Origin of the sequence: Streptomyces sp. NPDC003023, from assembly GCF_042888225.1 — a bacterium.
Taxonomy (GTDB): Bacteria; Actinomycetota; Actinomycetes; order Streptomycetales; family Streptomycetaceae; genus Streptomyces.
In genome coordinates, this window is sequence record NZ_JBIAPL010000007.1 from 321,749 (window position 1) to 335,537 (window position 13,789).

General features: G+C 70.5%; 13 protein-coding genes. 12 read left to right on the forward strand and 1 reads right to left on the reverse strand.

Annotated features, from left to right (window positions below):
• Positions 1-141 precede the first annotated feature (141 nt).
• The 12 genes from ACFYV1_RS23965 to ACFYV1_RS24020 all read left to right on the forward strand — a co-directional run bounded on the left by ACFYV1_RS23965 (position 142) and on the right by ACFYV1_RS24020 (position 12,384).
• The gene (locus ACFYV1_RS23965; protein ID WP_389397715.1) at positions 142-636 is read left to right on the forward strand and encodes a hypothetical protein; all 495 of its coding nucleotides are present in this window, start codon (positions 142-144) and stop codon (positions 634-636) included.
• Between the two features lie 115 nt (positions 637-751).
• Positions 752-1,660 (forward strand): pyridoxal 5'-phosphate synthase lyase subunit PdxS, encoded by a 909-nt coding sequence (pdxS, locus tag ACFYV1_RS23970; RefSeq protein ID WP_389397575.1) that lies wholly within the window; start codon positions 752-754, stop codon positions 1,658-1,660.
• Positions 1,660-2,250, forward strand: a complete 591-nt coding sequence (gene pdxT, locus ACFYV1_RS23975) for a pyridoxal 5'-phosphate synthase glutaminase subunit PdxT (protein ID WP_389397576.1) — start codon at positions 1,660-1,662, stop codon at positions 2,248-2,250. Before pdxS ends, pdxT begins: the two co-directional genes overlap by 1 nt.
• 62 nt (positions 2,251-2,312) lie before the next feature.
• Positions 2,313-3,065 (forward strand): YebC/PmpR family DNA-binding transcriptional regulator, encoded by a 753-nt coding sequence (locus tag ACFYV1_RS23980; RefSeq protein WP_389397577.1) that lies wholly within the window; start codon positions 2,313-2,315, stop codon positions 3,063-3,065.
• Positions 3,066-3,184: 119 nt separating this feature from the next.
• The gene (gene ruvC, locus ACFYV1_RS23985; protein WP_389397578.1) at positions 3,185-3,730 is read left to right on the forward strand and encodes a crossover junction endodeoxyribonuclease RuvC; all 546 of its coding nucleotides are present in this window, start codon (positions 3,185-3,187) and stop codon (positions 3,728-3,730) included.
• Positions 3,727-4,338, forward strand: a complete 612-nt coding sequence (gene ruvA, locus ACFYV1_RS23990; protein WP_389397579.1) for a Holliday junction branch migration protein RuvA — start codon at positions 3,727-3,729, stop codon at positions 4,336-4,338. Before ruvC ends, ruvA begins: the two co-directional genes overlap by 4 nt.
• A 55-nt stretch (positions 4,339-4,393) precedes the next feature.
• The gene (gene ruvB / locus ACFYV1_RS23995) at positions 4,394-5,470 is read left to right on the forward strand and encodes a Holliday junction branch migration DNA helicase RuvB (protein WP_389397580.1); all 1,077 of its coding nucleotides are present in this window, start codon (positions 4,394-4,396) and stop codon (positions 5,468-5,470) included.
• A 162-nt stretch (positions 5,471-5,632) separates the two neighbouring features.
• Complete coding sequence (gene yajC / locus ACFYV1_RS24000) at positions 5,633-6,112, forward strand: preprotein translocase subunit YajC (protein WP_389397581.1); 480 nt, start codon at positions 5,633-5,635, stop codon at positions 6,110-6,112.
• Between the two features lie 151 nt (positions 6,113-6,263).
• Positions 6,264-8,045: a protein translocase subunit SecD gene (gene secD, locus ACFYV1_RS24005; RefSeq protein ID WP_389397582.1), complete on the forward strand. Its 1,782-nt coding sequence runs from the start codon at positions 6,264-6,266 to the stop codon at positions 8,043-8,045.
• A gap of 1 nt (position 8,046) precedes the next feature.
• Positions 8,047-9,147: a protein translocase subunit SecF gene (gene secF / locus ACFYV1_RS24010; RefSeq protein WP_389397583.1), complete on the forward strand. Its 1,101-nt coding sequence runs from the start codon at positions 8,047-8,049 to the stop codon at positions 9,145-9,147.
• Positions 9,144-9,686, forward strand: a complete 543-nt coding sequence (locus ACFYV1_RS24015) for an adenine phosphoribosyltransferase (RefSeq protein WP_389397584.1) — start codon at positions 9,144-9,146, stop codon at positions 9,684-9,686. The genes secF and ACFYV1_RS24015 overlap by 4 nt, the downstream gene beginning before the upstream one ends.
• A 214-nt stretch (positions 9,687-9,900) precedes the next feature.
• Complete coding sequence (locus ACFYV1_RS24020) at positions 9,901-12,384, forward strand: RelA/SpoT family protein (RefSeq protein ID WP_389397585.1); 2,484 nt, start codon at positions 9,901-9,903, stop codon at positions 12,382-12,384.
• An 86-nt stretch (positions 12,385-12,470) separates the two neighbouring features.
• Here ACFYV1_RS24020 and ACFYV1_RS24025 read toward each other — a convergent pair whose 3' ends face one another.
• The gene (locus ACFYV1_RS24025) at positions 12,471-13,700 is read right to left on the reverse strand and encodes a DUF349 domain-containing protein (protein WP_389397586.1); all 1,230 of its coding nucleotides are present in this window, start codon (positions 13,698-13,700) and stop codon (positions 12,471-12,473) included.
• Positions 13,701-13,789: the final 89 nt, after the last annotated feature.

Consider the following 13,789-nt stretch of genomic DNA (forward strand, 5'->3'; position numbering starts at 1 on the left):
GGGAAAGGGCGGGCAGGGGAACACGCCCCGCGCAGCGGCCACGCGCCCGCCCCGCGCGAGCCGACCCCGCAGCGCCCCCCGGTAGCCTTGCCGCCCGTGAGCACCCTGATCTGGATCGTCGTCGCACTCGTCGCCATCGGTATGTACCTCAGCTGGACCGCCGGCCGCCTCGACCGGCTGCACGCCCGGATCGACGCCGCCCGCGCAGCGCTCGACGCGCAGTTGCTGCGGCGGGCGTCCGTCGCGCAGGAGCTCGCCACCTCCGGTGTGCTCGACCCCGCCGCCTCGATCGTGCTGTACGAGGCCGCGCACGAGGCCCGGCAGGCCCAGGAGGAGCACCGCGAGGTCGCGGAGAGCGAGCTGAGCGCCGCGCTGCGGGCCGTGTTCGGGGCGACCGAACAGGTCGAGGCGGTACGCGCGGTGCCGGGCGGCGTGGACGCGGCGGGCGAGCTCGCGCAGGCGGTGCGCCGGGTGCCCATGGCGCGCCGGTTCCACAACGACGCCGTCCGCGCGGCACGCGCCCTGCGCAGGCACCGGAAGGTCCGATGGTTCCGGCTGGCGGGCCACGCCCCGTTCCCACTGGCCTTCGAGATGGACGACGAACCGCCCGCTGCGCTCGCGGACCGGCCCGCATGATCGCCACCTGACCGGCGAAAACGATCCACCGGCTGTTCATTGGCCCTTGCAGTGGACTGGTCGGCGGTTGTTCCATCGGTGTCGCATCACAACGTCGTCATCGAGTGAGGTACCCGTGTCCGTCACCCCCACCCCGCAGACCCCCGAGACCGGCACCGCCCGCGTCAAGCGCGGCATGGCCGAGCAGCTCAAGGGCGGCGTGATCATGGACGTGGTCAACGCCGAGCAGGCGAAGATCGCCGAGGACGCGGGCGCCGTCGCCGTCATGGCGCTGGAGCGCGTGCCCGCCGACATCCGCAAGGACGGCGGCGTGGCCCGGATGTCCGACCCGAACATGATCGAGGAGATCATCGACGCGGTCTCCATCCCGGTCATGGCCAAGTCCCGCATCGGTCACTTCGTCGAGGCCCAGGTGCTGCAGTCCCTCGGCGTCGACTACATCGACGAGTCCGAGGTCCTCACCCCGGCCGACGAGGTCAACCACTCCGACAAGTTCGCCTTCACCACGCCGTTCGTCTGCGGTGCCACCAACCTGGGCGAGGCCCTGCGCCGTATCGCCGAGGGCGCGGCCATGATCCGCTCGAAGGGCGAGGCCGGCACGGGCAACGTCGTCGAGGCCGTCCGTCACCTGCGTCAGATCAAGAACGAGATCGCCCGGCTGCGCGGCTTCGACAACAACGAGCTCTACGCCGCCGCCAAGGAGCTCCGCGCCCCGTACGAGCTGGTCAAGGAGGTCTCCGAGCTCGGCAGGCTGCCGGTCGTGCTGTTCTCCGCCGGCGGTGTGGCGACCCCCGCGGACGCCGCGCTGATGCGCCAGCTCGGTGCAGAGGGCGTCTTCGTCGGCTCGGGCATCTTCAAGTCGGGCGACCCGGCCAAGCGCGCCGCCGCCATCGTGAAGGCCACCACCTTCTACGACGACCCGAAGATCATCGCGGACGCCTCCCGCAACCTCGGCGAGGCCATGGTCGGCATCAACTGCGACACCCTCCCCGAGGCCGAGCGCTACGCCAACCGGGGCTGGTGATGACGACGCCCGTGATCGGTGTCCTGGCCCTCCAGGGCGACGTACGGGAGCACCTGATCGCTCTGGCCGCGGCGGACGCCGTGGCCAGGCCGGTCCGGCGCCCCGAGGAGCTGGCGGAGATCGACGGCCTGGTGATCCCGGGCGGCGAGTCCACCACCATCTCGAAGCTGGCCACCCTGTTCGGCGTGATGGAACCGCTGCGTGAGCGGCTGCGTGCGGGAATGCCGGTGTACGGCACCTGCGCGGGCCTGATCATGCTCGCCGACAAGATCCTCGATCCCCGGTCCGGCCAGGAGACCTTCGGCGGCATCGACATGATCGTCCGCCGCAACGCCTTCGGGCGGCAGAACGAGTCGTTCGAAGCCGCCGTGGACGTCAGGGGCGTGGACGGGGAGCCGGTCGAGGGCGTCTTCATCCGCGCGCCGTGGGTCGAGTCCGTCGGCGCGCAGGTCGAGGTGCTCGCCGAGCACGACGGCCACATCGTCGCCGTACGCCAGGGCAACGCGCTGGCGACCTCGTTCCACCCCGAACTGACCGGCGACCACCGGGTGCACGCCCTTTTCGTCGAGATGGTGCGCGCCGACGCCTGACGGGATCCCGGTAGGATCTCTCGGGTTCGTTCAGTAAAGGGTTACGCGAAGGAGACAGGCAGATGTCCGGCCACTCTAAATGGGCTACGACGAAGCACAAGAAGGCCGTGATCGACGCCAAGCGCGGCAAGCTCTTCGCGAAGCTGATCAAGAACATCGAGGTCGCGGCGCGCACCGGCGGCGCGGACATCGAGGGCAACCCGACGCTCTTCGACGCCATCCAGAAGGCCAAGAAGAGCTCCGTCCCGAACAAGAACATCGACTCCGCGGTCAAGCGCGGCGGTGGTCTCGAGGCGGGCGGCGTCGACTACGAGACGATCATGTACGAGGGCTACGGCCCGAACGGTGTCGCGGTGCTCATCGAGTGCCTCACCGACAACCGCAACCGCGCCGCCTCCGACGTCCGGGTCGCCATGACCCGCAACGGCGGTTCCATGGCCGACCCGGGTTCGGTGTCGTACCTGTTCAACCGCAAGGGCGTCGTGATCGTCCCCAAGGGTGAGCTGACCGAGGACGACGTCCTGGGTGCCGTGCTCGACGCGGGCGCCGAGGAGGTCAACGACCTCGGTGAGTCCTTCGAGGTGCTGAGCGAGGCCACCGACATGGTCGCGGTCCGCACCGCCCTGCAGGAGAACGGCATCGACTACGACTCGGCCGAGGCCAACTTCGTCCCGACCATGCAGGTCGAGCTGGACGAAGAAGGCGCGCGCAAGATCTTCAAGCTCATCGACGCGCTCGAGGACAGCGACGACGTGCAGAACGTCTTCGCCAACTTCGACGTCTCCGACGAGGTCATGGAGAAGGTCGACGCCTGACGCGCCTTCATGGCCGCGTACACGAACGGGCCGACGGGACACGCTCCCGTCGGCCCGTCCGTGCTTTGTCGGTGCCACCCGATAGCCTGCACAAACAGTTGAGCGAAGGATGTGGTGGCGTGCGCGTGCTGGGGGTGGACCCGGGGCTCACCCGGTGCGGCGTGGGCGTCGTCGAGGGCGTCGCGGGCCGTCCGCTGACGATGCGGGGTGTGGGGGTCGTGAGGACACCCGCCGATGCCGAGCTGGGCAGCCGACTGGTCGCCGTCGAGCAGGGCATCGAGTGGTGGCTCGACGAGTACCAACCCGAATTCGTGGCCGTGGAGCGGGTCTTCAGCCAGCACAATGTGCGTACGGTGATGGGCACCGCCCAGGCCAGCGCCGTGGCCATGCTCTGCGCCGCCCGGCGCGGCATCCCTGTCGCCCTGCACACCCCAAGCGAGGTGAAGGCGGCCGTCACCGGAAGCGGCCGGGCCGACAAGGCGCAGGTCGGGGCCATGGTGACCCGGCTGCTGCGCCTCGACGCACCGCCGAAGCCCGCCGACGCGGCGGACGCCCTCGCCCTCGCCATCTGCCACATCTGGCGCGCGCCCGCCCAGAACCGTCTCCAGCAAGCTGTCGCCGCGCACCGCTCGTCGGCGTACGCGCAGAAAGGCCGTACCGCATGATCGCCTTCTTGAGCGGCCCCGTCGCCGCACTCGCCCCGACCACCGCGGTGATCGAGGTCGGCGGCATCGGCATGGCCGTCCAGTGCACCCCCGACACCCTGTCCCGGCTGCGGATCGGGCAGGACACCAAGCTCGCGACGTCGCTCGTCGTCCGCGAGGACTCGCTCACGCTGTACGGCTTCGCCGACGACGACGAGCGCCAGGTGTTCGAACTGCTCCAGACGGCGAGCGGTGTCGGGCCGAGGCTCGCGCAGGCGATGCTCGCCGTGCACAGCCCCGACGCACTGCGGACGGCCGTCGCCGGCGGGGACGAGAAGGCCCTCACCGCGGTGCCCGGCATCGGCAAGAAGGGCGCGCAGAAACTCCTGCTCGAACTGAAGGACCGCCTCGGGGCGCCGCTCGGCTCCGCGTCGCAGGCCGTCGGCGCGCCCGTCAGCCAGTCCTGGCGGGACCAGTTGCACGGTGCGCTGATCGGCCTCGGCTACGCCACGCGGGAGGCGGACGAGGCGGTCTCCCTCGTCACCCCGCAGGCGGAGGCGATGGGCGCGGCGCCCGAGGTGGGACCGCTGCTGAGGGCGGCGCTGCAGTCCCTGAGCCGCGTGCGGTGACGCCGCACCACCCGCAGGACACCGCACGGACCACCACCACAAAGGCAGACACCACGTGAACCGGGACGACGAGACGACGACCACCCCCGCCGCGGACGCGCGCCTCGTCGCGCCCTGTGCCGACGGCGAGGACAGCGCCGTCGAGGCCGCCCTGCGCCCCAAGTCCCTCGACGAATTCGTCGGGCAGGAAAGGGTCCGTCAGCAGCTCGACCTCGTCCTGCGGGCCGCCCGTCAACGCGGCGCCACCGCCGACCACGTACTGCTGTCCGGTGCTCCCGGCCTCGGCAAGACGACCCTGTCCATGATCATCGCCTCGGAGATGAACGCGCCGATCCGCATCACCTCCGGCCCCGCCATCCAGCACGCCGGTGACCTGGCGGCCATCCTCTCCTCCCTCCAGGAGGGCGAGGTCCTCTTCCTCGACGAGATCCACCGGATGTCCCGGCCCGCCGAGGAGATGCTGTACATGGCGATGGAGGACTTCCGCGTCGACGTGATCGTCGGCAAGGGGCCCGGTGCCACGGCGATCCCGCTGGAGCTCCCCCCGTTCACCCTGGTCGGTGCCACCACACGGGCCGGCCTGCTGCCCCCGCCGCTGCGGGACCGCTTCGGTTTCACCGCCCACATGGAGTTCTACGAGCCGGCCGAGCTGGAGCGAGTGATCCACCGTTCCTCGCAGCTGCTCGACGTCGAGATCGACACCGACGGCGCCGCCGAGATCGCCGGCCGTTCCCGTGGCACGCCCCGGATCGCCAACCGGCTGCTGCGCCGGGTGCGCGACTACGCGCAGGTGGAGGGGGACGGCTCGATCAACCGCGACGTGGCGGCCGCGGCGCTGCAGGTGTACGAGGTGGACGCCCGCGGCCTGGACCGTCTCGACCGTGCCGTGCTCCAGGCGCTGCTCAAACTGTTCGGCGGCGGGCCGGTCGGTCTGTCGACGCTGGCCGTGGCCGTGGGGGAGGAGCGCGAGACAGTCGAGGAGGTCGCGGAGCCGTTCCTCGTCCGGGAGGGGCTGCTGGCCCGTACACCCCGTGGCCGGGTCGCCACGCCCGCCGCCTGGGCGCACCTCGGACTCACGCCGCCCCAGCAGGCGCAGGGCGCAAGCGGACAACAGGGTCTGTTCGGGACGTGACGGCGAGGGGACTCGCCCGGCCAGGAACCACGGTGGGATGCTGGGCGTTGTTCCATCGATGCGGACTCGCTTAGACTCCGCCGATGCCGCCCTTACAGGTCGGCGTGCCCACCCCCGTAGATCGGCCGCTCGCCCAGCGCGGTCATGCGAAGGAATTCCCCCGTGGATATCTTGACCCTCCTCCCCTTCATCGTGCTCATCGGGGCCATGTTCCTGATGACCCGCTCCGCCAAGAAGAAGCAGCAGGCGGCCGCGCAGATGCGCGACCAGATGCAGCCCGGCACCGGCGTGCGGACCATCGGTGGCCTCTACGCCACCGTGAAGGAGGTCAACGACGACATGGTCCTCCTCGAGGCGGCCCCCGGCGTCCACCTGGTGTTCGCGAAGAACGCCATCGGCGCCGTGCTCTCCGACGAGGAGTACAACCGCATCGTCCACGGCGACGACGACCTCGCTTCCGACACCGAGGTCGTCCCGGACGACGCCTCTTCGCTGACCGCCGATGACGCCGCCGAGGCCGACCAGGCCGACGACGACGCCGCCGACGCGGACCGCACCGACGCCGCGGCCCCGGCCGGCGACACCAAGCCCGACCTCAGCAAGAAGGACGGCAAGGCCGACGGCGAGGCCGACGCGAAGTAGCCACGATCGGGGACCGCGGCGGCGCTCAACCGGCGCCCGGCGGTCCCCCGGGCGTGCCGACTGATCGCGGGGGCAGGTCCCCACAACACTTCGTGGCCGCCCCGGGCGCACACCCGGCGCCGTGGGCGGTTGGACAGGGAGAAACGAGAAGGTGGCAGCACCGAACAGGGGCCGAAGGCCCGCGGGGGCTCAGGGCAAGCCGGGGCGTGCCCTGGCTCTGATCCTGATCGCCATGGTCGCGCTCACGGGCGGGATGTTCGCGGCGGGGCAGTTCACGCCACGTCTGGGCATCGACCTGGCGGGCGGTACGTCCATCACGCTCCAGGCCAAGAGCCTGCCCGGCCAGAAGAACGCGGTCAACGAGACCAACATGAACACGGCGGTCGGCATCATCGAGCGCCGTGTCAACGGCCTGGGTGTCTCCGAGGCCGAGGTTCAGACCCAGGGCAAGAGTCACATCATTGTGAACATCCCCAAGGGTACGAACTCCGAGCAGGCCCGTGAGCAGGTCGGCACCACCGCCCAGCTGTTCTTCCGGCCGGTCCTGACGGTCGCCGCCGGCGGCCCGGCCGCGCCCGAGCCCAAGCCCAGCGCCTCCGCGGGCGACAAGGCCAAGGACGACAAGGACAAGGAGACGGCCACCCCGCCGTCGGGTTCCCCGTCCGCCAGCCCCTCGACGAGCGCGACCACGCAGGGCCGCGCGGTGACCGAGGGTCTCAAGGCGCCGGCGGCGAGCCCGAGCCCCTCCGGCTCGAAGGAGCCGAAGGCGTCCGAGAGCCCCAAGCCCGGCGAGAGCCCCGCGCCGACGCCGTCCGAGGACCCTGCCGCCGCCGCGCTCCAGGCGCAGTTCGCCGCTCTGGACTGCACCGACCCCAAGGCCCGCGGCAAGCTCGGCGACAACGTCAGGCCGTCCGAGCCGACCCTCGCCTGTGGCCAGAACACCCCCGGCCAGTGGGAGAAGTACGTTCTCGGCCCCGCCGAGGTGGACGGCAAGGACGTCGACGACGCCAAGGGCCAGCTCGACCAGCAGCGCGGCATCTGGCTCGTCACGATGGACTTCACCGACGGCGGTGCCAAGAAGTTCCAGAAGATCACCAGCCGCCTGTCCCAGCAGCAGCCCCCGATGAACCAGTTCGCGATCGTCCTCGACGGTGAAGTGGTGTCGGCCCCGCAGGTGAACCAGACGCTGAGCGCCAGCGCCGAGATCACCGGCAACTTCGACCAGGACTCCGCCCAGAACCTGGGCAACATCCTGTCCTACGGCGCGCTGCCGCTGTCCTTCGAGGAGGACAGCGTCACCACCGTCACCGCCGCGCTCGGCGGCGAGCAGCTCCAGGCCGGCCTGATCGCCGGCGCGATCGGGCTCGCGCTCGTCATCATCTACCTGGTCGTGTACTACCGCGGTCTGTCGCTGATCGCCCTGCTGAGCCTCGGCGTCTCCGCGGTCCTCACGTACACGATCATGACGCTGCTCGGGCCGGCGATCGGCTTCGCGCTGAACCTGCCGGCCGTCTGCGGCGCCATCGTGGCCATCGGTATCACCGCGGACTCGTTCATCGTCTACTTCGAACGCATCCGCGACGAGATCCGCGAGGGCCGTACCCTGCGCCCCGCGGTCGAGCGCGCCTGGCCCCGGGCCCGGCGTACGGTCCTGGTCTCCGACTTCGTGTCGTTCCTCGCCGCCGCGGTGCTGTTCGTGGTCACCGTCGGCAAGGTCCAGGGCTTCGCGTTCACGCTGGGCCTGACGACCCTCCTCGACGTGGTCGTGGTGTTCTTCTTCACCAAGCCGGTGATGACCCTGCTGGCCCGTACGAAGTTCTTCTCCGGCGGCCACCCGTGGTCCGGTCTCGACCCGAAGCGTCTCGGCGCCAAGCCGCCGCTGCGCCGCTCGCGCCGCACCGCCGCCCCGACGATCGACCCGAAGGAGGCGTGAGATGTCCCGACTCGGCAATCTCGGCGCCAGGCTCTACCAGGGCGAGGTCGGCTACGACTTCGTCGGCAAGCGCATGGTCTGGTACGGCGTCTCCATCCTGATCACGATCACGGCGATCGTCGCCCTGGCCGTCCAGGGCCTGAACATGGGCATCGAGTTCAAGGGTGGCGCGGTCTTCACCACGCCGAAGGCCGACGTGAGCGTCTCCCAGGCCACGCAGGCGGCGGAGGAGATCTCCGACCACATCCCGATCGTCCAGGAGCTCGGCACCGGCGGTCTGCGCATCCAGATCAGCGGTGTGGACACGGCGGAGGCCGACCGTGTCCAGAAGGAGCTCGGCCAGGCGCTCGGCGTCCCCGCCGAGCAGATCAACGCCGACCTCGTCGGACCCAGCTGGGGTGAGCAGATCGCCAACAAGGCATGGACCGGCCTCGCCGTCTTCATGCTGCTGGTCGTGATCTACCTGGCCATCGCGTTCGAGTGGCGCATGGCCGTCGCGGCCCTGGTCGCGCTGATCCACGACATCACCATCACGGTCGGCATCTACTCCCTCGTCGGGTTCGAGGTCACCGTCGGTACGGTCATCGGTCTGCTGACGATCCTCGGTTACTCGCTGTACGACACGGTGGTCGTCTTCGACAGCCTCAAGGAGGGGCAGAAGGACATCACCAAGCAGACCCGCTTCACCTACAGCGAGATCGCGAACCGCAGCATCAACAGCACCCTGGTGCGCTCCATCAACACCACGGTCGTCGCGCTGCTGCCGGTCGCCGGCCTGCTGTTCATCGGCGGCGGTTTCCTCGGCGCGGGCATGCTCAACGACATCTCGCTGTCGCTGTTCGTCGGCCTCGCGGCCGGTGCCTACTCGTCGATCTTCATCGCCACCCCGCTCGTCGCCGACCTCAAGGAACACGACCCGCAGATGAAGGCCCTGAAGAAGCGGGTGCTCGCCAAGCGCGCGACCGCCGGGGCCGGGGACGCGACCAGGGACGACCGGCCGGAAGAGCACGACGGTCCGGCCGACGACGAAGCCGCGGCCGCCGGTGCGGTCGTCGGACCTCGCGGCCGTGGCCGCGGCCGCCCCTCTGGCAGGCGTCGATGACGGTCAGCACACAGGAGCTCCTGCTCAGCCGTATCCGTGATGTCGCGGACTACCCGAAGCCGGGGGTGATGTTCAAGGACATCACGCCCCTGCTCGCGGACCCGGTCGCCTTCACGGCGCTGACGGACGCGCTCACCGAGTTCTGCGTCCGGCACGGCGCGACGAAGATCGTGGGCCTCGAGGCCCGCGGCTTCATCCTGGCCGCGCCGGTCGCCGTCCGGGCCGGGATCGGGTTCATCCCGGTGCGCAAGGCGGGCAAGCTCCCCGGGGCGACGCTCTCCCAGGCGTACGAGCTGGAGTACGGCACCGCCGAGATCGAGGTGCACGCCGAGGACCTCAGCGCGGGCGACCGCGTCATGGTCATCGACGACGTCCTCGCCACCGGTGGCACCGCGGAGGCCTCCCTCGAGCTGATCCGCCGGGCCGGAGCGGAAGTCGCCGGCGTCGCGGTCCTCATGGAGCTGGGATTCCTGGGCGGCCGGGCCCGGCTCGAGCCCGCCCTGGGCACGGCGCCGCTGGAGGCCCTGATCACCCTGTGAATCGCGGCTGAGCTGCGGATTCACGGCACGGTCGCGCGTATGACCCTGCCAGGACGGGCACCCGGGAACACCCCGGGTGCCCGTCTCGCGTTGTGAGCCGCGTCCCCTCCCGCGCGAGCAGGACGGCCGAGGTCGATACCATGGCCTTCCGGGCCTGACCGGGGATCCGGAACCTCCCCCGGAGTCCGTCCGGGGGACCCCCAGAGGAGCGCTCTTGCCAGACGAGGCCCAGCCCGCCGCCGCGCAGCCCGCCCAGAACGCCGACAAGGCCGCGGCAACCCCTGTTACGCCCGAGCCGAAGCGGACTGAGAGGCCGGCCCCGGCTGCGCCCGAGCGACTGAGCCCCACGCCCGTCAGCGCGCCCAAGCCCCTGCCGGCCGGCACCGCGCGTACCGGCGGCTCCTCCAACCGTGTGCGCGCTCGTCTCGCCCGTCTGGGTGTGCAGCGCTCGTCGCCGTACAACCCGGTGCTCGAACCGCTGCTGCGGATCGTCCGCAGCAACGACCCGAAGATCGAGACGTCCACGCTGCGCCAGGTCGAGAAGGCCTACCAGGTCGCCGAGCGCTGGCACCGCGGCCAGAAGCGCAAGAGCGGCGACCCGTACATCACGCATCCGCTCGCCGTCACGACCATCCTCGCCGAGCTCGGCATGGACCCGGCGACCCTGATGGCCGGTCTGCTCCACGACACCGTCGAGGACACCGAGTACGGGCTCGACCAGCTGCGCCGCGACTTCGGCGACTCCGTGGCACTCCTCGTCGACGGTGTCACCAAGCTCGACAAGGTCAAGTTCGGCGAGGCCGCGCAGGCCGAGACGGTGCGCAAGATGGTCGTCGCCATGGCCAAGGACCCGCGCGTCCTGGTCATCAAGCTCGCCGACCGGCTGCACAACATGCGCACGATGCGCTACCTCAAGCGGGAGAAGCAGGAGAAGAAGGCCCGCGAGACCCTCGAGATCTACGCGCCCCTGGCCCACCGCCTGGGCATGAACACCATCAAGTGGGAGCTCGAGGACCTCGCCTTCGCGATCCTCTACCCCAAGATGTACGACGAGATCGTGCGTCTCGTCGCCGAGCGGGCGCCCAAGCGCGACGAGTACCTCGCCATAGTGACCGACGAGGTCCAGTCCGACCTGCGCGCCGCCCGTATCAAGGCCACCGTCACCGGCAGACCCAAGCACTACTACAGCGTCTACCAGAAGATGATCGTCCGCGGCCGTGACTTCGCGGAGATCTACGACCTGGTCGGCATCCGCGTCCTCGTCGACACGGTCCGCGACTGCTACGCCGCCCTCGGCACCGTCCACGCGCGATGGAACCCGGTCCCCGGCCGGTTCAAGGACTACATCGCGATGCCGAAGTTCAACATGTACCAGTCGCTGCACACGACGGTCATCGGCCCCAACGGCAAGCCCGTCGAACTGCAGATCCGCACCTTCGACATGCACCGCCGGGCCGAATACGGCATCGCCGCGCACTGGAAGTACAAGCAGGAGACCGTCGCCGGAGCCTCCAAGATCCGCACCGACGTCCCCAGGGCGGGCAAGGGCACCGCCGGCCAGGACACCGTCAACGACATGGCCTGGCTGCGGCAGTTGCTGGACTGGCAGAAGGAGACGGAGGACCCGGGCGAGTTCCTCGAGTCGCTGCGCTTCGACCTCTCCCGCAACGAGGTCTTCGTCTTCACGCCCAAGGGCGACGTCATAGCGCTCCCCGCGGGCGCCACCCCCGTCGACTTCGCGTACGCCGTGCACACCGAGGTGGGGCACCGCACCATAGGCGCCCGCGTCAACGGGCGTCTCGTACCGCTCGAGTCCACCCTCGACAACGGCGACCTGGTGGAGGTCTTCACCTCCAAGGCCGAGGGCGCGGGACCGTCCCGCGACTGGCTCGGCTTCGTCAAGTCGCCGCGGGCACGCAACAAGATCCGCGCCTGGTTCTCCAAGGAGCGCCGCGACGAGGCCATCGAGCAGGGCAAGGACGCCATCGCACGCGCGATGCGCAAGCAGAACCTGCCGATCCAGCGGATCCTCACCGGCGACTCGCTGGTCACCCTCGCCCATGAGATGCGCTACCCCGACATCTCCTCGCTGTACGCGGCGATCGGCGAGGGCCATGTCGCCGCGCAGGGCGTCGTGCAGAAGCTGGTGCAGGCCCTCGGAGGCGAGGAAGCCGCCAACGAGGACATCGCGGAGGCCACCCCGCCGTCCCACGGCCGCGGCCAGCGTCGCAAGAGCGCCGACCCGGGTGTGGTGGTCAAGGGCGTCGAGGACGTGTGGGTCAAGCTGGCCCGCTGCTGCACGCCGGTGCCGGGCGACCCGATCATCGGCTTCGTCACCCGCGGCAGCGGCGTCTCCGTGCACCGCGCGGACTGCGTCAACGTCGACTCGCTCTCGCAACAGCCCGAACGGATTCTCGACGTCGAGTGGGCCCCGACCCAGTCGTCCGTCTTCCTGGTCGCCATCCAGGTCGAGGCGCTGGACCGCTCCCGGCTGCTGTCCGACGTGACCCGGGTCCTGTCCGACCAGCACGTCAACATCCTCTCGGCGGCCGTGCAGACCTCCCGCGACCGGGTGGCCACCTCGCGCTTCACGTTCGAGATGGGCGACCCCAAGCACCTCGGCCACGTCCTCAAGGCCGTACGGGGCGTGGAGGGCGTCTACGACGTCTACCGCGTCACCTCGGCCCGCCGGCCGTGAGAAGCCGCGCGAGGGCGCCCCGCAGCCCCGCGGCAGACACGGGAAGAGCCCGGTACGCATCGCGTACCGGGCTCTTCCCGTGACACTCAGCCGCCGAACTCCTGGAGGCCCTTCAGCGCCTGGTCCAGCAGCGCCTGACGGCCCTCGAGCTCCTTGGCCAGCTTGTCGGCCTTCGCGTTGTTGCCCGAGGCGCGAGCGGTGTCGATCTGCCCGCGCAGCTTGTCCACAGCCGCCTGCAGCTGCCCGGTCAGACCCTCGGCGCGCGCACGCGCCTCCGGGTTCGTCCGGCGCCACTCGGTCTCCTCGGACTCCTGCAGGGCCCGCTCCACCGCGTGCATCCGGCCCTCGACCTTGGGACGGGCGTCGCGCGGCACATGGCCGATGGCCTCCCAGCGCTCGTTGATCGAACGGAAGGCGGCACGGGCGGCCTTCAGATCGGTCACGGGCACCAGCTTCTCGGCCTCGACCGCGAGCTCCTCCTTGAGCTTGAGGTTCTCCGCCTGCTCGGCGTCCCGCTCGGCGAAGACACCGCTGCGGGCGGCGAAGAAGACGTCCTGGGCACCGCGGAAGCGGTTCCACAGGTCGTCCTCCGCCTCGCGCTGGGCACGGCCGGCGGCCTTCCACTGCGCCATCAGGTCACGGTAGCGGGCCGCGGTGACCCCCCAGTCCGTGGAACCGGAGAGCGCCTCGGCCTCCGCGACCAGCTTCTCCTTGGTCCTGCGGGCCTCCTCGCGCTGCGCGTCGAGCGACGCGAAGTGCGCCTTGCGTCGCTTGGAGAACGCGGAGCGCGCGTGCGAGAAGCGGTGCCACAACTCGTCGTCGGACTTCCGGTCGAGCCTGGGCAGGCCCTTCCAGGTGTCCACCAGCGCGCGCAGACGCTCGCCCGCGGAGCGCCACTGCTCGCTCTGGGCCAGCTCCTCGGCCTCGGTGACCAGCGCCTCCTTGGCCAGGCGCGCCTCGTCGGTCTGCTTCGCCCTCTGCGCCTTGCGCTCCTCGCGGCGCTTGTCGACCGTCGCCACCAGCGCGTCGAGCCGCACCCGCAGCGCCTGGAGGTCGCCCACCGCATGGTGCTCGTCCACCTGCCGGCGCAGATGGTCGATGGCGATCTGCGCGTCCTTGGCCGACAGGTCGGTGGTCTTCACCCGCCGCTCGAGGAGGCCGATCTCGACCACCAGGCCCTCGTACTTGCGCTCGAAGTAGGCCAGAGCCTCCTCGGGAGTCCCGGCCTGCCACGATCCGACGACCTGCTCGCCCTCGGCAGTACGCACGTACACGGTGCCCGTCTCGTCGACGCGGCCCCACGGGTCGCTGCTCACAGCGCCTCCTCAACCTGATGCCGACGAGGGGTTCATCCCCCGGGCATCGTCCACAGTTTCCTGGACGGGCCTCGCCCGCCCTCCACAAC

What these genes read in the sequence shown, in the direction of transcription:
- ACFYV1_RS23965 (WP_389397715.1), top strand. Translation starts at nt 142, where the DNA reads ATGTACCTCAGCTGGACCGCCGGCCGCCTCGACCGGCTGCACGCCCGG.
- pdxT (WP_389397576.1), top strand. Translation starts at nt 1,660, where the DNA reads ATGACGACGCCCGTGATCGGTGTCCTGGCCCTCCAGGGCGACGTACGG.
- ACFYV1_RS23980 (WP_389397577.1), top strand. Translation starts at nt 2,313, where the DNA reads ATGTCCGGCCACTCTAAATGGGCTACGACGAAGCACAAGAAGGCCGTG.
- ruvA (WP_389397579.1), top strand. Translation starts at nt 3,727, where the DNA reads ATGATCGCCTTCTTGAGCGGCCCCGTCGCCGCACTCGCCCCGACCACC.
- secF (WP_389397583.1), top strand. Translation starts at nt 8,047, where the DNA reads ATGTCCCGACTCGGCAATCTCGGCGCCAGGCTCTACCAGGGCGAGGTC.
- ACFYV1_RS24015 (WP_389397584.1), top strand. Translation starts at nt 9,144, where the DNA reads ATGACGGTCAGCACACAGGAGCTCCTGCTCAGCCGTATCCGTGATGTC.